Source organism: Pseudomonas kribbensis, from assembly GCF_003352185.1.
In the GTDB taxonomy this organism is placed as follows: domain Bacteria; phylum Pseudomonadota; class Gammaproteobacteria; order Pseudomonadales; family Pseudomonadaceae; genus Aquipseudomonas; species Aquipseudomonas kribbensis.
Map to the genome: position 1 here is coordinate 517,153 of NZ_CP029608.1, position 20,503 is coordinate 537,655.

Annotated in this window: 19 protein-coding genes; 1 reads left to right on the top strand and 18 read right to left on the bottom strand. The window is 62.9% G+C overall.

Annotation, left to right across the window (positions count from 1 at the left end):
- Positions 1–49: 49 nt before the first annotated feature.
- From DLD99_RS02440 to DLD99_RS02510, 15 genes are read right to left on the bottom strand one after another with little or no spacing between them, the layout of a single operon-like run.
- Positions 50–775 (bottom strand): class I SAM-dependent methyltransferase, encoded by a 726-nt coding sequence (locus DLD99_RS02440; protein WP_114881141.1) that lies wholly within the window; start codon positions 773–775, stop codon positions 50–52.
- Positions 772–2,019, bottom strand: a complete 1,248-nt coding sequence (locus DLD99_RS02445) for an NAD(P)/FAD-dependent oxidoreductase (protein WP_114881142.1) — start codon at positions 2,017–2,019, stop codon at positions 772–774. The genes DLD99_RS02440 and DLD99_RS02445 overlap by 4 nt, the downstream gene beginning before the upstream one ends.
- On the bottom strand, positions 2,006–3,166 hold the full coding sequence (locus DLD99_RS02450; protein WP_114881143.1) for a cation:proton antiporter: 1,161 nt from the start codon (positions 3,164–3,166) through the stop codon (positions 2,006–2,008). The genes DLD99_RS02445 and DLD99_RS02450 overlap by 14 nt, the downstream gene beginning before the upstream one ends.
- On the bottom strand, positions 3,163–5,502 hold the full coding sequence (locus DLD99_RS02455; RefSeq protein ID WP_114881144.1) for an MMPL family transporter: 2,340 nt from the start codon (positions 5,500–5,502) through the stop codon (positions 3,163–3,165). Before DLD99_RS02455 ends, DLD99_RS02450 begins: the two co-directional genes overlap by 4 nt.
- Positions 5,486–6,088 carry an outer membrane lipoprotein carrier protein LolA gene (locus tag DLD99_RS02460; RefSeq protein WP_114881145.1) on the bottom strand — a complete coding sequence of 201 codons (603 nt, stop codon included), beginning with the start codon at positions 6,086–6,088 and terminating at the stop codon, positions 5,486–5,488. Before DLD99_RS02460 ends, DLD99_RS02455 begins: the two co-directional genes overlap by 17 nt.
- Positions 6,085–6,510: an acyl-CoA thioesterase gene (locus tag DLD99_RS02465; RefSeq protein ID WP_011332100.1), complete on the bottom strand. Its 426-nt coding sequence runs from the start codon at positions 6,508–6,510 to the stop codon at positions 6,085–6,087. The genes DLD99_RS02460 and DLD99_RS02465 overlap by 4 nt, the downstream gene beginning before the upstream one ends.
- Complete coding sequence (locus DLD99_RS02470) at positions 6,503–8,047, bottom strand: HAL/PAL/TAL family ammonia-lyase (RefSeq protein ID WP_114881146.1); 1,545 nt, start codon at positions 8,045–8,047, stop codon at positions 6,503–6,505. Before DLD99_RS02470 ends, DLD99_RS02465 begins: the two co-directional genes overlap by 8 nt.
- Positions 8,028–8,975 (bottom strand): LpxL/LpxP family acyltransferase, encoded by a 948-nt coding sequence (locus DLD99_RS02475; protein ID WP_114881147.1) that lies wholly within the window; start codon positions 8,973–8,975, stop codon positions 8,028–8,030. The genes DLD99_RS02470 and DLD99_RS02475 overlap by 20 nt, the downstream gene beginning before the upstream one ends.
- Positions 8,972–9,706, bottom strand: a complete 735-nt coding sequence (locus DLD99_RS02480) for a glycosyltransferase family 2 protein (RefSeq protein ID WP_114881148.1) — start codon at positions 9,704–9,706, stop codon at positions 8,972–8,974. Before DLD99_RS02480 ends, DLD99_RS02475 begins: the two co-directional genes overlap by 4 nt.
- Entirely contained in the window at positions 9,699–11,378 is a 1,680-nt protein-coding gene (locus DLD99_RS02485) for an acyl-CoA synthetase family protein (RefSeq protein WP_114881149.1), read from the bottom strand. Before DLD99_RS02485 ends, DLD99_RS02480 begins: the two co-directional genes overlap by 8 nt.
- Entirely contained in the window at positions 11,375–11,920 is a 546-nt protein-coding gene (locus DLD99_RS02490; RefSeq protein WP_114881150.1) for a COG4648 family protein, read from the bottom strand. The genes DLD99_RS02485 and DLD99_RS02490 overlap by 4 nt, the downstream gene beginning before the upstream one ends.
- Positions 11,917–12,171, bottom strand: coding sequence for an acyl carrier protein (locus tag DLD99_RS02495; protein ID WP_007909503.1), 255 nt, complete (start codon positions 12,169–12,171; stop codon positions 11,917–11,919). The genes DLD99_RS02490 and DLD99_RS02495 overlap by 4 nt, the downstream gene beginning before the upstream one ends.
- A gap of 9 nt (positions 12,172–12,180) precedes the next feature.
- Entirely contained in the window at positions 12,181–12,441 is a 261-nt protein-coding gene (locus DLD99_RS02500) for a phosphopantetheine-binding protein (RefSeq protein ID WP_085711082.1), read from the bottom strand.
- On the bottom strand, positions 12,422–13,231 hold the full coding sequence (locus DLD99_RS02505) for a lysophospholipid acyltransferase family protein (protein ID WP_114881151.1): 810 nt from the start codon (positions 13,229–13,231) through the stop codon (positions 12,422–12,424). The genes DLD99_RS02500 and DLD99_RS02505 overlap by 20 nt, the downstream gene beginning before the upstream one ends.
- Positions 13,207–13,932, bottom strand: coding sequence for a beta-ketoacyl synthase chain length factor (locus DLD99_RS02510; RefSeq protein ID WP_114881152.1), 726 nt, complete (start codon positions 13,930–13,932; stop codon positions 13,207–13,209). The genes DLD99_RS02505 and DLD99_RS02510 overlap by 25 nt, the downstream gene beginning before the upstream one ends.
- A 370-nt stretch (positions 13,933–14,302) precedes the next feature.
- Here DLD99_RS02510 and DLD99_RS02515 point away from each other — a divergent pair, with 370 nt between their 5' ends.
- On the top strand, positions 14,303–15,073 hold the full coding sequence (locus DLD99_RS02515) for a ParA family protein (protein ID WP_085711085.1): 771 nt from the start codon (positions 14,303–14,305) through the stop codon (positions 15,071–15,073).
- Positions 15,074–15,119: 46 nt separating this feature from the next.
- Here the strand turns inward: DLD99_RS02515 and trxC are convergent, their stop codons facing one another.
- The 3 genes from trxC to mscK all read right to left on the bottom strand — a co-directional run bounded on the left by trxC (position 15,120) and on the right by mscK (position 20,501).
- Positions 15,120–15,554 (bottom strand): thioredoxin TrxC, encoded by a 435-nt coding sequence (gene trxC / locus DLD99_RS02520; protein WP_114881153.1) that lies wholly within the window; start codon positions 15,552–15,554, stop codon positions 15,120–15,122.
- Positions 15,555–15,635: 81 nt separating this feature from the next.
- Positions 15,636–17,099: a protein adenylyltransferase SelO gene (gene selO / locus DLD99_RS02525; RefSeq protein WP_114881154.1), complete on the bottom strand. Its 1,464-nt coding sequence runs from the start codon at positions 17,097–17,099 to the stop codon at positions 15,636–15,638.
- 48 nt (positions 17,100–17,147) lie between these two features.
- Positions 17,148–20,501 carry a mechanosensitive channel MscK gene (gene mscK / locus DLD99_RS02530; RefSeq protein WP_114881155.1) on the bottom strand — a complete coding sequence of 1,118 codons (3,354 nt, stop codon included), beginning with the start codon at positions 20,499–20,501 and terminating at the stop codon, positions 17,148–17,150.
- Positions 20,502–20,503 lie beyond the last annotated feature (2 nt).

The following is a 20,503-nucleotide window of genomic DNA, read 5'->3' on the forward strand; positions in this document are numbered from 1 at the left end:
GATCCACCGCTATCGCGAGCAGGCTCGCTCCCACAAGTAAAGTGCGACATCAGCAAATCCCTTCCAGCGGTTTGCGCGCCACGACGTTGACCAGGGTTTCTTCACGCTGGCCAAACGGCTTCGGCTGGCGCAGGCCAAAGCGTTCAAGCAGACCGAAATCCTTCGCCCGGCTCCACCACAGGTACGGGTAGGAAACATTCCGTTCGCCGAACTCGAAGCCCTGCTGGCGAATCATTTCCAGATACTGCGCCGCACTCTTCTGCACGTGCATCGGATGGCGGAACAGCCAGCGGATGACCCACGTATCAATGTAAGCCTCGGTGGACTCGGCGAACAGCAGATAACCGCCCGGTTTGAGCACCCGGTAGAACTCGGCCAGGGCCTTTTCCTGTTCCACCAGATGATGAAAGGTCTGGTGACAGAACAGTAGATCGACGCTCGCATCCGGCACATTGAGTGTCGCGCAGTCGCTGCCAATCAGCTCGACGGTGAAACCCTGGCGCGCCGCTTCTTCAGCGCTCAGCTCCAGGCTGTGCGGGTCGGCATCGACGCCGATCAAACGCTGTGGGGCGAAGGTCTGGCGCAGGTGGCCGAAGGATTTGCCCTGGCCGCATCCGGCATCCAGCAGCACCGGATTGGCCGGCAGAGCTTCGCTGAACAAGCCGCGCAAATCGTTGATCGCCACGCGCAACACATGGTGCTGCCAGGTGTGGCTGCGCAGGAACCAGAAGCCGAAACGGGTTTCCTCGACGTAGCTGTCGCTCAAGTAATTCATGGGGCGTCCTTTGCACAGAGTTCGGAAATCGTCTTCAGTCGGCGGCGGGCCTCACTGACGAACGGGTTGCGTTCGTCCCAGGCATAACCGGCGAGAATCGAACAGATCATGCGACGGATGTCCGGGGAGGCCTGCTCATGGAAAATCACGTCCTGGAAGGTGCCGGCGTACCAGCCCTCGACGTAGGCGCGGAAGGTGTCGACGCCGCGTTTCAACGGCTCGGCGAACTCGCTTTGCCAGTTCACGGTTTCGCCCTGCAACTGTCGGTGCAATACACCGGCGGCCATGCTCGCCGAGCGCATGGCGATGGTCACGCCGGAAGAGAACACCGGATCGAGAAACTCGGCGGCGTTGCCTAGCAGAGCAAAACCCGGACCGTGCAGGGTTTTGACGTTGGCGGCATAGCCGCCGAGGGTGCGCGCCGGGGTGTCCCACACGGCGTTGTTCAGCACCTTCGCCAGGCTCGGGGTTTCAGCGATGAAACCGCGCAGGCAGGCATCGAGATCGGCGTCGCGACCGTTGAAATGTTCAGCAGCAGCGACAACGCCCACCGAGCAGCGACCGTTGCTGAACGGGATCGTCCAGAACCAGATATCGCGATGCTGCGGGTGGGTGGTGACGAGGATCTTTTCGCGGTCGAAGGCCGGGTGATCGATGTGATCTTCGACATGGGTGAACACGGCCTGGCGCACCGGGAAATTCGACGGTGCTTCCAGATCAAGCAAGCGTGACAGTACGCGGCCATAGCCGCTGGCATCGAGAACGAAACCGGCCTCGACACGGTACTCGCTGCCGTCTTCGCGACGCACATCGAGTTGCGGACGCGGGCAGTCGAAATCGACGCTGACGATGGCATCGCCATAACGGATTTCCACACCTTGCAGCGCGGCTTGATCGGCCAGCAGTTTGTCGAAGTCGGCACGTTGCACCTGGAAGGTGGTCGGTTTGCCGCCGGTGAACGTATCGCCGAAATCGAACGCGCTGTAGCGCTCGCCCCAGGCGAATGCCGCGCCGGTCTTGCGCTGGAATCCGGCGGCGTTCACCGCATCGAGCATCCCGGCCTCTTCGACGAAGTCCAGGCAATGGCTGAGCAGGCTTTCGCCGATGGAAAATCGCGGGAAATGCTGGCGCTCGATGACCAGCACGTCGTGCCCCTTGCGCTTGAGCAACGCAGCGGCAATGGCGCCGGACGGGCCGGCGCCGATGATCACGACCTGACGGGATTCCATTTCAACGATTGGCACGCGAGCTCCTGGGTACGGCAATAGGGTTCAGAGACGCACGGTGCAGGCCGATGAAGGCCGGCAGCAGCGTCGCGATCAGGCCCATCAGCATCAGCGCAAAGTACAGCGCCGGGCTGATGAGCTGTTGTTGCAATAGCAGGTTGAGAAAGACGATTTCACTCAAGCCGCGAATGTTCAGCAGCACACTCTCGCGCCAGCGGCTGGCGCCTTCGAAGGATTCACCGGCCCAGCCGAGGCCCAGCCAGTTGCCGAGCAATTTGCTGGCAATCGGCAACAGCAGCAGCGCTAACCATTGCACCGCGCCGAGGCTGACGAGGGCGCTGTGCACATCGATCTGCACGATGCCAAAGGTGAGGATCAGCGGAATCGCGATCCACGTCTGCAAACGATTCATCCAGCGTGCCGGCAACGGCAGCACCAATGGCACCTTCAACGCGGCCATGCACAGCAGGTAGCCGATGCCGAAAATCAGCGCATTGAGTTTGTAGTGTTCGGCCAGCACCAACAGCGCAAAAAAGCCGAGGCTGTAAGTCAGCGGCCGGCGGATGCCGAACACCCGCAGCAGCAACGGCACGCAGGCCAGCCCTAGCGGCAGCAACAGACTGCTCAGGTGCAGGCTGCCCTGGGCGAGGCCGAACAGGGTCCAGCAGGTCAGGTCGATCAGGATCGCGGTCTGCACCAGACGCCGGGTGGCGGCGGGCGGATAGTCGATATGGCGCAGGTACAGATACAGCACCGGGATCGCGGTGATGGCGAACACCAGACCGATGGCCAGCGAATTGATCCACGGTTGCGCTGGCAGCAGCCAGTACGCTGTCGCCAGCCCGCAGGCGAACGGCACGGCGAAACTCGGCAGGGCAATTTTCACGCTCTGGCGATCCAGACGCAGGTCGATCACATCGCTGAGGATGTGCCCGAGCAGCAGCGCGAAGCTCAGGCTGTAGACGTTTTTCAGCCAGTCCGGCGCAATCAGATCGGCGCCGCTGAGCTGCCAGCCCGGTTCGATCCAGAAATACATCAACAGCGGCAGGATGAAGCTGGCCAGCAGCAACTGGCTGACAATCGGAATCAACCCGAAATGTCGGCCGACACGGGTGGCCACCGCGAACAGCGCCAGGGCCATGACCCAGAAGACTGCGACCATCATGCTGCCGGCTCCACGACTGTCGCGGTGTGGGCATGTCGCCCGGCCCACGGCGCCAGCATGAAGCTGAAGGCCAACCCGAGGCTCACCGACAGACCGAAATTGCTCACCGCCGGTGTACTCGACACCGCCAGCAGACCGAACGACAGCCAGGTCGTCAGCGCCGCCAGCAAGGTGCCGAGCAGGCTGACGGCCGCGCCGCCGACCTGTTCGCGCATGAGAATCGCGTAATCGACGCTGATCGCCGTCACCAGCAACAGTCCGAACAGGCTGAACAGGGTCAGCGGCTGACCGAGCCAGCCGAGGCTGGCCAGACTGCACAGCGCGGCGAGCAGCGGCAGGGAAACGATGCGCAACGCGCCGCCGAAGCCGAACGGCAGGATCAGCACCAGCACGATCAGCACGCAGGAGGCGAGTTTCAGCTCGGCGGCGCTGATCTGGGTTTCGGCAAACACCCGGTTCAAGTCACCGAGGCGATCCACCAGCTCCACGCCGGGCAGGTCCAGCGCCTGCACCCGCAGCAGCGCCGAGTTGTTCAGGCCTTGCAGGCTGACCATTGCCGCCACACCGCCTTCGACCGGGCCGAGCCACAAGGTACGGTAAGGCTCACCGAGCGGACCGCTGAGCGCGGTGTCGATGTCTTCGGCGGGCAGGGCTTGCAGTTGCGCGAGTTCGGTTTGCAGGGCCGCGAGCGGAACGCCGACTTCAAGCATTGGCTGCCAGAACTGCGGCAATTTGTTCAGTGCTTCGCGCACCTGCTGTTGTTGGCTCGACGGGCTGACCAGTTGGTTGAGCGCCAGAAAACCCTGCAACTTGTCGAGGTTGACCAATTGCTCCAGGCGCTCACTCAACGCGGCCTGACGTTCCAGCAGTTGCTCCTGGTTTTCCGCGCGCACCAGGAAGAACTGGCTGGTCGGTTGATAACCGGTGATGCGGGCGATGGCCTGCGCCTCATCGGTCAGATGCTGCGGTGCGCCGACCCACTGGCGGATGTCGTTTTTGCTTTGCAGTTGCACCAGACCGCCGGCGCAGAAGGCGATCAGCAGGGCAAACAGAATCGGTGTGCGTACGTGTTCCAGCAGGGTTTCCCGAAGGCTGACCATGCGTTCAGCTAGACGTAGCGGCCACTGCGCCGGGCGCAATTCAACGCTGCTCAACAGTGCCGGCAGCAGGCACACCGCCGACAGGTAAGCGCCGAGCAGTCCGGCGGCGGAGAACACGGCGATCTGGGTCAGGGCCGGGAACGGTGTCCAGGCCAGCGCCAGATAGCCGATGGCGCTGGTGATCAGGCTCAGGGTCAGGCCCGAGACGGTCAATCGCAGCGCCGGCCAGCTGCGCCACGGCTTGAGGCTCCAGCTCTTGGACAGATAGTGCAGCGGGTAATCCACCGCCACACCGATCAGGCTCGAACCGAGCACCAGTGTCATCACATGCAGGTGCCCGAACAGTGCCACGCAGGCCACCGCGCCGAACAGCATGCCCACCAGCACCGGAATGAAGGCCAGCAACACCCGCCAGCGGCGGAAGGCGAGCAACAGCAGCAACAGAATGCCGAGAGTAGCGCCGCCGCCGACCCAGGAAATTTCCCGGGTCGCTTGCTGCTGACCGTTGGCCGCGTAGAGCAGTCCGCTGGCGGCCAGCAGTTGCACATCGGATTTCGCTGCTTGCTCGCGGCTGTGTTGCAGCAGCGTGGCGACTTGCAGCGGCAGGTTCATGTCGAAGGCGTTGCCGGTGGTGCGCGCGCGCAGCAGCACCCAGCGCTTGCCGTCGGCATCGGCGATCAACGCGCCGCTACCGATGTCGAGTTGCACCGCGCCGTGCTGTGGCTGGCTGTTCTGGATGCGTCCGGTCAGGCCCAGCCAGTCGTCCTGGCTCGGCACCAGACTGAAACCGGTGAACGGATCGAACAGCGCCTGCACCCGTTGCTGGATGAAGGCGTCCGGGTGTTCGATCAGCAGTTGCCGATCATCCGCCGAGAGCATTGCCATTCGCCCTTGCAGCAATTGTGTGCGCAGGGCGGGCAGGTCGGCTTGCAGGTTCCACTGCACTTTTTCGAACAGCCCGCTGGCCTGCCATTGCTCGCCCAGCGTCTGGGCCATGGCGACGGCTTGCTGGCGATCGGTGTGGCCGACCAATACCAGCATTTCCCGGTTGAGCGGTTCCTGCATGCGTTGTTCTGCACGTTGCTCGACCGCGTCCGGATGGGTGCCGGGCACCAGCTCCATCAGGTTCGCCGACAACGGTGCGCCGTCGCGCCACTGCCAGGCGCCCAGTGCGACGACGGCCAGCAACAGGATCAGGAACAGCCAGGGCAGCCTGCGTTCACTCGGCAAAGTCATGTTGCTCCGCGTCACTCAACGGTTGGCCGGCAGTGCTGTCCTGCATGCGCAGCACAGTGCTGTCGCCCTGGGTTTCCAGCAGTTCGATGGTGTTCACCAGCGTGCCGCCGGTGATGTTGATCTGGTTGAAAACCTGCTTGAGCAGCACCGAGCGCGGGGTCAGTGTCAGGTGCCATTTTTGCGCGTCGCCGCTCAGGGTCAGTTCGAAATCCCGTTGCAGGCCGCTGCTGTCACCTTGCAGCACGGCGAGGAACAGACGGTTCTGTTCGGCGCCGGCGCTCTTGCCGGGCAACAGTTGCCAACCGCTGACATCACGACGGGCGATGCCTTTGGCGTTGATGCGGTAGTCCTGCTGCAGCGGGGTTTTCAGCAGCCAGAGCAGACCGTAATGCTTGGCGAGGACAAAGTTGCCCTTGCTGATCAGCGGCTGGGGCAGGGCACGCAGGTGCTTTTCCTGGATGAACTGGCCGTGGATCACGTCCGGTTTCGCCAGTTGATCGCTCAACTGTTGCAGGTCGAAGGCATTGGCCAGCGACGACAGCGTCAGCAGCGCCAGGGCCCCAAGGGATTTCACAAACACATTCATCGCAGCATCCTTTCCACGGCATCGGTGAAGACTTTCGGCGACGCCAGTTGCATCTCGCGGCTGCTCACCTCGACGGCGACCTGCACCGAACTGGCGCGGGTCAGGCGCTCGCCGGTCTGGGCGTCGGTGATCAGGTAGTGAATCTTCAGGCGGTTTTCCCATTCCACCAGGCTGGCGCGCACGTTCAGCCGCTGACCGAACACCGCGCCGCGCACGTAGCGCAATTGCAGGTCGATCACCGGCCAGGCATAGCCTGAATCGACCATCTGGTTGTAGTTGTGGCCGATCTTGTCGAGCAGCGCGCAGCGCGCTACTTCCAGGTATTTCACGTAATGGCCGTGCCAGACGACGTGCATGGTGTCGACATCAAAGAACGGCACGAGGATTTCCGTATCGGCGTGAAGCACTCCGGCGCTACGCATGCAGCCTCCAGTGTTGTTCGGCGATACGTTGCAGGCACAGGCGCAGTTCGCCTTCCAGGGCGCGGTCTTCGATCACCGGCGGGAAGTCTTTGGCCAGCGCTTCGTGCATCGCGGCCAGCGACGGAGGCAGTGGTCGTGCGTCTTCATCACGGCCACGCAGCCACACACCCTGATTGGCCGCGAGCAGCGTGGCGGCGGCCACCTGTTCGGTCAGCTCCAGCACGCGAATGGCGTCGCGGGCGGCGATGGTGCCCATGCTCACCTTGTCCTGGTTGTGGCATTCGGTGGAGCGCGAGAACACGCTGGCCGGCATGGTGTTTTTCAACGCTTCTGCAGTCCAGGCGCTGGCGCCGATCTGCACAGCCTTGAAGCCGTGGTTGAGCATCGCACGGTCGGCGCTGGCGCCGGACAGGTTGCTCGGCAAACCGTGGTTGTAACGCTCGTCCACCAGCAGCGCGAGTTGGCGGTCAAGCAGGTCGGCGACGTTGGCCACAAGGTTTTTCAGGCTGTCCATGGCGAACGCGATGTGTCCGCCGTAGAAGTGCCCGCCGTGCAGCACGCGCTCGGCTTCGGCGTCGATGATCGGGTTGTCGTTGGCGCTGTTGAGTTCGGTCTCGATGAACGAACGCAGCCAGTTCAGGCTGTCGGCCAACACGCCGAGCACGTGCGGTGCGCAGCGCAGCGAGTAGCGATCCTGCAGGCGATGCAGCGGCGCGGTCGGCGCGTCGATCGCCAGATCCTTGCGCAGCCACGCGGCGACCTGCATCTGCCCCGGATGCGGCTTGGCGGCGAACAGGCGCTCGTCGAAGTGCTCCGGATTGCCTTGCAGCGCCACCACGTTCAGCGCGGTGATGCGGGTGGCCAGTTGCAGCAGGTAATCGGCGCGGGCGTAGGCCAGGCAGGCGAGGCCGGTCATCACGGCGGTGCCGTTCATCAGTGCCAGCGCCTCTTTCGGGCGCAGCACCAGCGGGGTCCAGCCGAGTTCGCGGTGCACGTCGGCGGACTGGCGGCGTTCGCCACGGAACATCACTTCACGTTCGCCGGACAGGGTCGCGGCGACGTAGGACAGCGGCGTCAGATCGCCGCTGGCGCCCACCGAACCCTCTTCGGGGATCAGCGGCAGGATGTCGTGTTCGAGGAAGGCATGCAGGCGTTCCAGCAGTTCGATGCGCACACCGGACACGCCGTGGCACAGCGACTGCAGACGCGCCGCCAGCACTGCGCGGGTGGCCTGGGCGTCGAGCAGTTTGCCCAGTCCACAACCGTGGAAGGTGTAGAGATGCTGCGGCAGCGCTTCGACGTGATGCAGCGGCACCGCCACCACGCAGGAGTCGCCGTATCCGGTGGTCACGCCGTAGATCACGCCTTCCTTGTCCAGCAGCGAATCGAGGAAACGCGCGCCTTTGGCGATGCGTTCGCGGTAGGCGGCGTCGCTCTGCAACTGCACGGGCGCCTGACGGTTGGCCAGGGCCAGCACGTCTTCGATGCGCAAAGGGCGTTCGCCGAAGGTTACCGGCTCATGGGTTGGCGTCGTCATCGGTCTTCCAGAAAGGGTAAAAGTTGAACCATTGCCTGGGGGCTTCGAGGCAATAGTGACTCAGGCGTTCGGCGTAGCGGGTCGCCCACTGATGAATGACCTGTTCGCGGTCGCGGCGGGTCCAGGTCACGGCCTCGGTGAACGGCTCCAGAGTCAGGCGATAGTGTCCGTCAGGTTGCTTGAGGCACATCAGTAGATTGACCGGGCATTTCAGCAGGCCGGCCAGCAGCCACGGGCCTTGCGGGAATCGCGCCGGATGACCGAGGAAATCCACGGTGACGCTGCGGCCGCCATGCAGCGGTACGCGATCACCGGCAATCGCCAGCCATTCGCCGCGCTCCAGGCGTTCGTTCAGTTGCAGCATGACCCCCGGGTCCAGCTCGCTGACCTGGATCAGCCGCAGATTGGTCGCCCCGGCTTCGCCCAGCAGGCGGTTGAATTGTTCGGCGTGCTTGGTGTGCACCAGCACGTTCATGGTGACCTTTTCGCCAATCTCCGCCAGCGCCCGGCACACTTCGAGGTTGCCCAGATGCGCACCCACCAGCATTTGCCCGCGGCTGCCGCGCAACTGATTGCGCAACAGCGCCGGGTCGATGATTTCGATCTGCTCGATGCTCAGCTTGCGGTTCCATACGTCGAGCTTGTCGAGCAGCGAATCGGCGAACGCCATGAACTGCCCGAACACGCGCCACAGGCTCGGGCGCAATTCGTGGCGACCGCTCCAGTCGGCGAGGCGCTGCTGATACTGCCAGGCACTGCGCCGGGCCGTGCGGCCGAACAGGAAAAAGTACAGGACGATGCCGTACAACAGCGGGCTCAGCAGGCGTCGGCCAAGGACCTTGGCGGCGAACGCGGTGAATTTCATCAGCAGGAAACTGCCGCGTTCTTCGCGGTCGGCCCAGTGCTTCTTGTCGGTCTCGACCGTCATGCGCGCCACCGTCGCCAGAGAATCGCGGGCGAGCGCAGCAACATGCCGAAGAACAGGCGCGTGTGCATGCTCGAAATCAGCACGTTGTCGTGGAACATCCGAAAGTGCGACACACCGTCCAGCGGGTAGTGCACGCTGGTTTGCAGCCAGCGCATCGGCTGGTTGCGCCAGGACAGGCGCACGAGGATGTCCGAGTCGAAATCCATGCGCTTGCCGATCCGCGCCGAATCGATCACCGCCAGTGTCGGTTCCAGCGGATAGACGCGGAAACCGCACATCGAATCGCGGATCTGCAGCGACAGGGTGTTGATCCACACCATCACATGAGTCAGGTAACGGGCGTACAGGCGGCCCTTGGGCACGCTGGCGTCGTACAGCGGATAACCGCAGATCAGCGCTCGCGGATGGGCGCGGGATTCTTCGACGAACCGCGCGACATCCTGCAAGTCGTGCTGACCGTCGGCGTCGACCTGCAAGGCGTGGCTGAAGCCCAGTCGCGCCGCTTCACGCAGGCCGGTCATCACTGCGCCGCCCTTGCCCTGATTGGTGGTGAGGCGCACCAGATACACCCGCTCGCGTTCGGCCAGCACATCCAGCACGGCTGCACAGAATTTGCTGCTGGCATCGTCCACCAGAATGCACGGCAAGCCCTGGGCGAGCAGGGCATCGACCACCGTGGCGATCGCGGTTTCGTGGTTGTACACCGGGATGACTGCGCAAGGATTATGCATTGCCAGTCCCCAACAGAATCCGCCCGCTGGAGCAGGTGGCAGTGTCGTTGCGGTAGGCGAAATATAGTTTGCCGCGTTCAGGGTCGAAGCGCAGATGCAGCTGGATTTCATCGCCGGGGCGCACCAGTTGCTGGAACTTCAGTACTTCCATGCCGGCGAACGCGCCGGACAGGTTCAACAGTTGGCGACCAAGGTTCAGCGCCCACTCGACCTGCACCACGCCGGGCAATACCGGGGCCTTGGGGAAGTGACCGCTGAAGTAAGCGAGGTCTGGCAGCACGCTCAGTTGCAGGCTCCACTCGCCATCGGTTTCGGTCTGTTCCAGAACCTCCGGAGCCTTCGGGCGCGGTGCCAGCAGCAGCGCTTCGACATCGGCCTGGGGCAACTTGCCCTGAGGGTTCAGCGGCAGTTGTCGCAGCAAGCGCCAGCGCCGGGGCAGGGCGAGGGCTTCGCAATGCTCGCCGAGGTGACGGCGCAGGGTTTCGGTGAGGCTGCGGCGGCCGTGCTCACGCAGGGCAAACAGGCCTGATTCGCTGAGCACCAGCAAGGCGCCGAGGGACGCGCGGTTTTCCTGCACCACACCGAGCCGTGCTTCGGCGACCCAATCGTGGGCGACCAGGGCCTGTTCCAGCATCGGCAGGGAGATGCGTTTTTCTTCCAGTTTGACGATCCGGTCCAGCCGCCCGAGCAGTTCGAAGCGACCATCGGCTTCGATGCGTGCAGCATCCGCTGTGTGTTCGACATGCCCGGCGGGCAGGTACGGTGACGCGATCAGCAGTGCGCCGTCGCCATCCTGGCTCAGCTCGACACCAGCGAACGGCTGCCACAGCTGTTGTCCCTGACGCCAGGCGATACCGCCGGTCTCGGAGCTGCCGAGGATTTCCGTCGGCCACTGCCGCAAGCGCTGGTGCAGGCTCTGCGCGGCATCTGCCGGCAGCGCGCCGCCGGAGGAAAACACCCGGTGTACGGCGCTCAGGGCCGGCCAGTCGAGATTGTCGCCCATGCGCTTGAGCAACGCCGGGCTAGCCACCCACGCGAAGGCCGGGTGTTCGCGGCTGGCGCGCTGCATGTCTTCGGGAAAGGCCAGTTGTTTGCGCAGGAACGGGCGCCCGGCACACAGCGGCCACAGCACACGGAATAACAGACCGTAGATGTGCTGAGTGGCGACGCTGCCGATGATGCAGGCCTCACCGAGATCCGCGCCCCACAGTTGCTCCAGGGCTTCGACTTCATTGGCCAGTTGCCGCAGGGATTTGTCGATGCGTTTGGGCTCGCCGCTGGAGCCGGAGGTGCACAGGCTCAGGCGACACTGGTCGAGATCCAGTTCGGCACCCGTCAGTGCGGTGCCCTGCAAGTCGCTCAGGTGCACGTCGTCTGCGTGATCGGTCAGCCACAGGTCGACTTCATGCGACCAGCGCTGGCGGGTCTGCGCTTGCAGATCCGAAGGCAGCAACACGCTGACGCCGGCGCGCCAGGCACCCAGCAGGGCGACGGCCAGTTCTGCGGCATCTTCCAGGTGCACGGCCAGACGTTGCACGCCCCTGGCTTGCAGGCCGGCGGCCAGGCTCAGGGCCTGTTCGCGCAGGTGTGCGTGATCGAGTGCCGGCGCGACGGTGACGGCGCGCTGCGGCAGATCCTTGAGCAACAGCTGCTCAAGTTTTATCCAGTTCATGGGCGACCTCTTACCCGTTGTCGTATCAGCCATTCAATGGCAAACATCAGGCCGATCAATCCGTAGGAGATCAGGCCGGTGTACAACATCCACCAGTGCAGCGGCGCCCAAAGGGTCAGCAGGGCCGCGCACAAGCCGTTACAGAAAAAAAACATGCTCCAGGCCACGGTGACCTGGCGGGTGTAGCGGATCGCCTCGGGCGGCAATTGCGGCTCGCGAATTCGCGCCAGACGTTCGACCATCGGCGGACCGTATTTCAGGCTCAGGCTGAACAGCACCAGCATGAAGCCGCTGATCAGCACCGGATACCAGCGCAGCAACAGCGGGCTGTCGATCAGCGCCAGCAGCAGGCAGAACACGATGGCCACGCAGGCCATCCACAGACTGCCGGGCTTGCGCTCGCCGGTCAGGGCACGGGCCAGCCACAGGCTGCCCAGCAGCAGGCCGAACTGCCACGGCGCAAAGTGCTCCATGCCGAAATACACCGCAAAGGGATACAACAGGCCCGCCAGCAGCAGGCCGAGGCCGATCAATCGGCTCATGCGGCCGGTTGAACCAGACGGTAGACCGCCTCGACCACGTCGCCGACGGTACGCACCGACTTGAATTCCTCGGCGGCGATTTTCTTGCCGGTCTGGCGTTTGATGTGGTCGATCAGGTCGACGGCGTCGATGCTGTCGATTTCCAGGTCCTGATACAGATTCGATTCCAGGCTCACACGGGCCGGGTCCAGTTCGAACAGCTCGACCAGGGCATCGCGCAGGGTGTTGAAGATGTCGTCACGAGTTTGCATGGTCCGGTCTCAAGCTGCCTGTTTTGCCGTGACGAACGCCGCGAGGCTCGCCACGTTGGTGAAATGGTTGCGGGTGTCCTTGGCGTCGGCGTCGATCTTGATGCCGTACTTTTTCTGAATCGCCAGGCCGAGTTCCAGAGCGTCGACGGAATCCAGGCCCAGGCCTTCGCCGAACAGTGTCTGGTCGTCGCCGATGTCGTCGACGCTGATGTCTTCGAGGCCCAGGGCGTCGATGATCAGCAGTTTTATCTCACGGTGCAGATCGCTCATCTTCGGCGAGCTCCTTGATAAAAAAATGGTGCAGAAAGTCGTTGAGCTTGCGCGAGGCCTGCGGTGCAGGGCCTTGTGCGGCAAAGGTCTGTGGGTCTATATCGGCCCCGACGCGAAAACTGAAGTGAACACGGCGGCTCGGGATGCGATACCACGGCTCGGCCTTGGTCAAAGTGGTCGGGCTGACCTTGATGATGACCGGAGTCAGGATTTTCGCACCGCGCAGCGCGATGGCCGCTGCCCCCCGATGAAAGGCCGGGGCCTGACCGGGCTGAGTACGCGTGCCTTCCGGGAAAATGATCAGGGTCTGGCCATCCTGCAATGCGCTGGCGGCGGCATCGAGCATGTCCATGCTGCCGTCGTTGCTGATGTATTCGGTGCTGCGCAGCGGGCCACGGGTGAAAGGGTTTTCCCACAGCGTTTTCTTCACCACGCAATTGGCGTGGCGCACCAAGCCGATCAGGAACACCACATCGATCAGCGACGGGTGGTTGGCGATGATCATCTGCCCCGGCCGACCGAGGCGTTCGGCGCCCTGGATGTCATAGGTCAGCACGCCGGTACGGGCCATGAACCGGACGAAAAACCAGAACAGCCGACTGACGGTCTGCCGCGCCCGTTCGCGATGGGTTTTTGCGTCGCCCGGCAGGCAGCCCAGCAGCGGAAACACCAGCAAGCGCAGGCACAGCCCGCCGAGCCCGAACAGGCCGAAGCTGATGGCGGTGGCCAGCAGGCGCCAGTAGTAGGCGTCGCGGTGCTTTTCGGTCACGGGTTGCGTTGCCAGGTCCATACACGATTTTTCCAGGCATGTTGGCAAAGGGTTTGCTGGCCGAGCAGGGTTTGCAGCAGATTCAGTGCATGGGGCCATTGCGCTTTGGACAGTGCTTCGGGGGCGCTGTTCAGGGTCAGCCGCCAGTCGGTACCGGGAGTCAGCAGCAAGCCGACCGCGTACGGAAACGGCACATCATCGATCCACGCCGAATAGGCCTGGGGCGGTTGTTCTTCGGTGATCACCAACAGTACCGCGGGCGCGCCTTCCTCCAGCAGGGCGGCGGCTTCCAGCACGCCGTGTTCTAGACCGTCGCCAGCGGCGGCGAGGGCCGTCATCTCGCTGGTTTCGCCGCGCATGATCGACCACAGGCCGATGATCGCGTTGTGCACGGAGAGGCTGAACTGGGTCGGTGACAGCGGTTGTTCGTTGGCCAGGTCGCTGAGGATGTCGAAGGTGCGCGGCGTTTCGCCGTGACGGGACACGAACACCAGCGGCAGGTTTTCCCGACTGTCGGCCAGTGGCCAGCCGACACTGAAGGCCATTCGCGCCAGGCGGCTGAGACGGCGGCGCTGCATGGCGGGAAGGAATGACACATCGGGCGCGGCATCGCTGCTCGGCAGCACGACCGGCTGTCGGCTCCAGGCTTGCCAGGCGTCCACGCTGTCGAGCCCGGGAGCCCAGGCGCGCCATTGGGCGATGTTGAAGTTGATCACGGACATTCATCCCGCCCCTGCGGGCTGTTTTTGACGCGGTTCTGCCAAAGCCACAGAGGAGCTGACCTTGCCGAAAGTGGCGTGGCGCTTGGCGCCGGGTGGCGCGCATTATCCCGGTGCGACGAGTGTGTAGCAAATGCTGGTTACATTTTGCGTTCTGAAATGGACCGAAGGGTACATGGCAAAAACTGTCACATGGCCATTATCCACGCTGATCGGGATTTTTCTGTCAGGCATATCAGCGGCCAATGGCAGTCTTTGCGCCGTGTTGAATGAGAGATTGGCGTCTGACTCTGTAGTCCGCATCCATGAAGGTAGCGAAGCGGGGCCGGGCACCACTACACTCGGTCATTCTTTGATACACGGAGGTTTTGTCATGCGGCGCGTGGTGTTCAATCAGAAAGGTGGCGTGGGCAAATCCAGCATCGCCTGCAATCTGGCGGCGGTCAGCGCCAGCGAGGGTTATCGCACGCTGTTGGTGGATCTCGATGCCCAGGCCAACTCCACTCAGTACCTGACCGGGCTCACCGGTAATGACATTCCGATGGGCATCGCCGACTTCTTCAAGCAGACCCTGTCCTCGGGCCCGTTCTCCAAGAAGAACAAGGCCGATATCTACGAAACTCCGTTCGACAACCTGCACATCATCACCGCCACGGCGGAGCTGGCCGACCTGCAGCCCAAGCTCGAGGCCAAACACAAGATCAACAAGCTGCGTAAATTGCTGGAAGAGCTGGACGGCGAATACGACCGCATCTACCTGGATACCCCGCCAGCCTTGAATTTTTATGCGGTATCCGCGCTGATTGCCGCTGATCGTGTGCTGATTCCCTTCGATTGCGACAGCTTTTCCCGTCAGGCGCTGTACGGGCTGATGTCGGAAATCGAAGAGTTGAAGGACGACCACAACGAAGGCCTGGAAGTCGAAGGCATCGTGGTCAACCAGTTCCAGGCCCGGGCCAGCCTGCCGCAGCAGATGCTCGACGAGTTGATCGCCGAAGGGTTGCCGGTGTTGCCGGTTTACCTTGCCAGCTCAGTGCGCATGCGCGAATCGCACCAGGCCAGCACACCGCTGATCCACCTCGATCCGCGGCACAAGCTGACGCAGCAGTTCGTCGAGCTGCACAACCTGCTCGAAGACGCCTGAAAAAAGGCCAGCGTGGGAGCAAACTCCCACGCTGGCTGGTTTTGTGTCAGATGCCCTGACTGCGCAACCACGCCATCAGTTGCGGCAGCGGAAACGCACCACTCTGCCGCGCCACCTCCCGGCCATTTTTGAACAGGATCAGGCTCGGAATCGAACGGATCCCCAGCTGCGCCGACAACTGCTGATTGGCCTCGCTGTCCAGCTTGGCCAGCCGGCATTTGCCCGCCAGTTGCGCCGCCGCCTGCTCGAACACCGGCGCAAACGACTTGCACGGCCCGCACCAGTCCGCCCACACATCCACCAGCAACGGCAGATCGCCCTTGATCTGGCTGGCGTAATCGCCTTGCTTGAGTTCGAACGGCTTGTTCAACAGCACCTCGGACTTGCAGCGCCCGCATTTCGGGTGGTCACCGAGGCGCTCGGCGGGAATGCGGTTGAGGCCGTTGCAGGAGGGGCAGGGGATGAGGAGTGGGTCGGTCATGTCGGGCTCGATGAAAAGAGTGTGATCGTACGGCTGATCTGGAGCCGTACGGATCGATTATCAAGGTTCAAGTCGTCGCACTCACGACGAACAACTGATCTCCAGATGCTTGCCCCACTCCGGCGGACGCTCTGCATAGCTTTCCATTCCAGGCTGCTCCTCGAATGGATTGCTCAACACCGCATGCAGCCGACGCACCTCCGAGTAATCACCCTGTTCTGCCGCATCAATCGCCTTCTGCGCCAGGTAATTGCGCAGGATGTACAACGGATTCACCGCATGCATTCGCGCCCGGCGTTGTTCCTGATCGCTCGCGCCATCGCGCGCGACACGGTCGACATAACGCTCGCCCCAGGCGTCGAAGCCACGGATATCGACGAAGTCATCGCGCAGCCGGGCAACCGCCTGGTCTGCCGATTCCTCACCCAGACGACGGAAGAACAGTGTGTAATCGACGCCACTGTTCTGCATCAATTGCAGCAGTTGTTCCAGCAGTTGCTGGTCGTCGTCCTCGGCCGTGGTGAAGCCGAAACGGCGGCGCATCAGGTCGAGGTAATGGGCCTGGAACAGTGGCAGGTACAGGCCAAGGGTTTCGCGCAGGGCTTCGACGCTGATGAACGGTGTCAGGGCCTGGGCCAGGGCGCTGAGGTTCCACTGGCCGACGGGGACCTGATTGCTGAACGAGTAGCGGCCCTGATCATCGGAATGGTTGCAGATGAAGTTCGCGTCGAAGTCGTCGAGGAAGGCGAACGGGCCGAAGTCGAAGGTGATGCCGAGGATCGACATGTTGTCGGTGTTCATCACGCCGTGGCAGAAACCGTAGGCCTGCCATTTGGCGATCAGTTCTGCGTTGCGTTCGACGATTTCGCGAAACATCGCCAGATACGGCTCCGGCTGCTCCAGGCACTCGGGGAAGTGCATCGCCAGCACGTGCTCGCCGAGCAGTTTCTGCTGCTCGGGACGCTTGGTGTAATAGAAATATTCGAAATGCCCGAAGCGAACGTGGCTCGGCGCCAGGCGCAGGACCATCGCGGCGCGTTCCTGTTTTTCACGCCAGACCGGGGTGTCGGAGCCGATCACGCAGGCGGCGCGTGAGGACGGGATGTTCAGCGCATACAGCGCTTCGGACGCGAGAAACTCACGGATCGACGAACGCAGCACGGCACGACCATCGCCCATGCGCGAAAACGGCGTCTGCCCGGCGCCCTTGAGGTGCAAGTCCCAGTGCTCGCCGGCCGTATTGTAGACCTCCCCCAGCAACAACCCGCGACCATCGCCCAGTTGCGGCGTGTACCCGCCGAACTGATGCCCGGAATAAACCATCGCCCGCGGTTCTGCGTCGGCCCACAACTTGTGGCCGCCGAAAAGTTCGGCAAATTCCTGGGTGTCGGCAGCCGCCGGTTGCAGATCCAGCAGCGCCAGGGCCGCCGGGCTGGCGACCACCAGTCGCGGGTTGTCGATCGGTTCGGGCAGCACATGGGCCGAGAACGCGTCGCCCAGACGGGCGAAGCGGTTGTCGAAGGTCAGTTCGTCGAGGGCTTTCAAGGGCCGGCTCCAGCAGAATGTCCGAGCATTCTGCTGGGATTAGCCCGGTTAGTCGAGTTTGGCGGGCGGCGGCTCTTGCAGCGGTTTTTGATCGCCGCTGACGGGCACGATGGTTTTGCTGTCGTCTTCGACCGGCACCAGTTTGTACTCCTGACCGTGAAGGTTCTTCAGGTACACCTCCATCTGCCGGAACGAGATGTTGATGTGCTGCTTCTTGAACTCGCGGTTGATGAAGCGGTTGACCTCGTCGATCACCGGGTTGCGGTCACCGAGGTCGCGCACGTGCATGCGCAGCTCGTGGTCGAGGGTGCTTTCGCCGAAGTTGAGGAAGTACACGTGCGGCTCGGGTTCTTTGAGCACGCGCGGGTTTTCCCGGGCGGCCTTGAGCAGCAGTTCCTTGACCAGATCCAGATCCGATCCGTAATCCACACCGAGTTTCAGGGTCACCCGGGTAATGGTGTCGGTCAGCGACCAGTTGATCAGTTGCCCGGTGATGAACGTCTTGTTCGGGACAATGATGTCCTTGCGGTCGAAGTCGGTGATGGTCGTGGCGCGGATGCGGATCTTGCTCACGGTGCCCGACAGGTTGCCGATGGTGATGGTGTCGCCGATCCGCACCGGGCGTTCGAACAGGATCATGATGCCGGAGATGAAGTTCGCGAAGATCTCCTGCATACCGAAGCCGAGACCCACCGACAGCGCCGCCACCAGCCATTGCAACTTGTCCCAGCTCACACCGAGGGTCGACAGGGTCGAGACGAAGCCGACCCCGGCGATCACGTAGGACAGCAGCGTCGTGGTCGCGTAGGCACTGCCCTGGGCCAGATTGAGTTTCGACAGCACGAACACTTCCAGCAGGCCCGGCAAGTTGCGTGCGAGCGCAAAGGTAATACCGATGATGATCAGCGCGCCGAGCATATCGCCGATGCTGATCGGCACCATGCTCATGTTGGCGCCGGTGCCGCTGGTGTATTCGTAGAGGGTGATGTTGTCGAGGTACGAGAACACCGTGATCAGGTCGGCCCAGACCCAGTACAGCGCGGCGATGAAACCGCCGAGCAGCGCCAGGCGGATCAGGCGCAGGGACTGTTCATTGACCTTCTCGATGTCCAGGGTCGGCTCTTCGATCACCGCTTCGCCGTCGCCGGCTTCTTTCGCTGCCTGGCGTTTGGCCAGGGCGCGCTGGTAGGCCAGACGGCGTGCTGCGACCGCGAGGCCACGGACGAACGTGGCTTCGATCACCAGCCAGAACATCAGCAGGTACAGGGTATTGATCAAACGGTCGCTGAGTTTCAACGCGGTGTAGTAGTAGCCGAAGCACACCGCGACGAACAGCGCGATGGGCAGCAGGGTGAACATGATCCCCACAGCCTTGCGGAACAGCGAGGCGTTTTCGTGGGTCGGGCTGCTGATCAGCAGGCGACTCAATAGCCACGCCATCAGCGCGTAGCAAGTCAGCACCACCGGCATGCCGATGACGTCATCGGCCAGCGCCGCCGGTTGCAGTTCGGCGACTGCCACCACCGCCACGAGAGCCATGACCACCAGACCAAGGCGACGCACCCAGCCCTGAAGGAATTCAACCTGCGGCTTCTCCCAGCGGAAGTGCAGTTCAGCCACACCGCCCGGCGCAAGAATCCGGTAAGCGGTGTAGAACACCAGCCACGCCTGACCCATTTGCAGCAGGGCCGCGCCCATGTTGGCGTTCTGGCCCCGGGCGTCGATCTGCAGTGCCAGCCCGCACAGCGCGAGGCCCAGCGCCACCGGCATCGCCAGCAGGATGTTGATCAGGATCGCCTGCGGCGTGTGCCACTGGCTGTCGCGCTTGAAGTGGCCGATGTCCTGGTGAACCTTGTTCAGTCGTGCATACAGCTGCTTGCGCCGCCACAGCAAGGCGCCGATCAGCAGTGCCAGCGGCAGGAACAACAGCGGACGCTGGGTCAGGCCGTCGGTCAGTTCGCTGAGGCTGGAGGCCAGCGGCAAGGTGTCGATCTGGCGTTTCAGGCGCTCCGGTACGCCGCGCAACCACTCAGAGTCCAGCGGCTTGTTGCTGGGAATCCAGAACATCTGCTCGTCGAGGGTCGCGCGCAGGCTTTGCGCGGTGCTCAGCAGTTGTTTCTGGTTCAGTTGCAGGGTGATCGACTCGTTGAGCATTGCGCTCAGTTCGCGACTCAGCCGTTCGAGCAGATCGACGCGAGTATTGGCCAGATCCAGCAGGTTTTTGCGAAGTTGCGGTGTGACTTGCTCTGGCGGCTGGGTGGACAGCAGGGTGTCGACGTAAGTCGCCGGATTGCTCAGTTGTTCGCGCTGTTGGTTGATTTCGAACTGGTACAGGCGAATGTCGGCGATCTGGTCCGCCAGATCGCGGTCGACCTTGAGTCGTGGCAGCGCCTGCTTCTGTTTATAGAGAATCTTCGACAGCAGCAGGCTGCCCTTGAGCACGTTGATCTGCTCGTCGAGGGCTGAGTCGCTCTGGGTCACGCTGTCCAGTTGCTGCTTGGTCTGCAGGTTCTGCTGGGTCAGCTCGTTGAGGCGGTCGGTGCTTTTGAGCAGGTAGTCGGAAAGTTTGAGGTTGGCCGCGCTTTCAGTGGCGAGCAGGGTGCTGCTGCCGGACTTCTGAGCCTCGATCGACTGCTGTGTCACGGTTTCCTGAGACAGGGTCAGACGCTTCTGGTTGATCAGGGTCTGCAGTTCCTGGATCTCATGGTCCATCCGGTCGGATTTTTCCGTGAGCAGGTCATGCTGGCTGTTGCCCAGATCCTGCAACTGGTTGTTGCCGGCCAGTTCCTGGCGGCGCAACGGGATCAGTGCATTGAGCGCTGCCAGCTCGGCGTTGAGCAGGTCGCGTTGTTCGGCACTCAGGGTCTTGCCGCTGTCCTTGCCGGTCTTGAGGATGCTGTTGATCTGCTGGATGCGGGTCTGGCTGCTGGCGATTTCTGCCTGGGCGCGCTCCGGACGAGTCTGCGCGGTGATGATCAGGCTGTTGGCATCCGCCAGGGCTTTTTGCAGGTCGCTTTGCTGGGTCGAGCGCTCGGTGAGCATCTGTTCCAGTTGCTGGATGTTCTCTTTGGCGAAGCGCTGCGCTACCGGTACCACGGCAGTGGCCTTGAGGCGTGCCAGTTCTCGGGTGTTCTCGATGGTCTGCTTCGGCGCGGTGGCCAGTTGCTGCTTGAGGTCGATCAGTTTCTGATCGTAGTCACGCCGGTTGTTGAGCTGGTTCAGCGTGTTTTGCAGGAGCGTTTGCAGGGCCTTTTTGTCGGCCTCGGGCAGTTTGCTGTCGGTGAGCTTGTCCAGGTTCGCCTGCACGGCTTCGCTGGACGGCGGTTCTGCGGCCTGCAGCGGGCCGACAGTAAGACTCAGGCCCAGCAGGGCCGCAAGGAAAAAGGAGCGCAGGGTAGGCATAG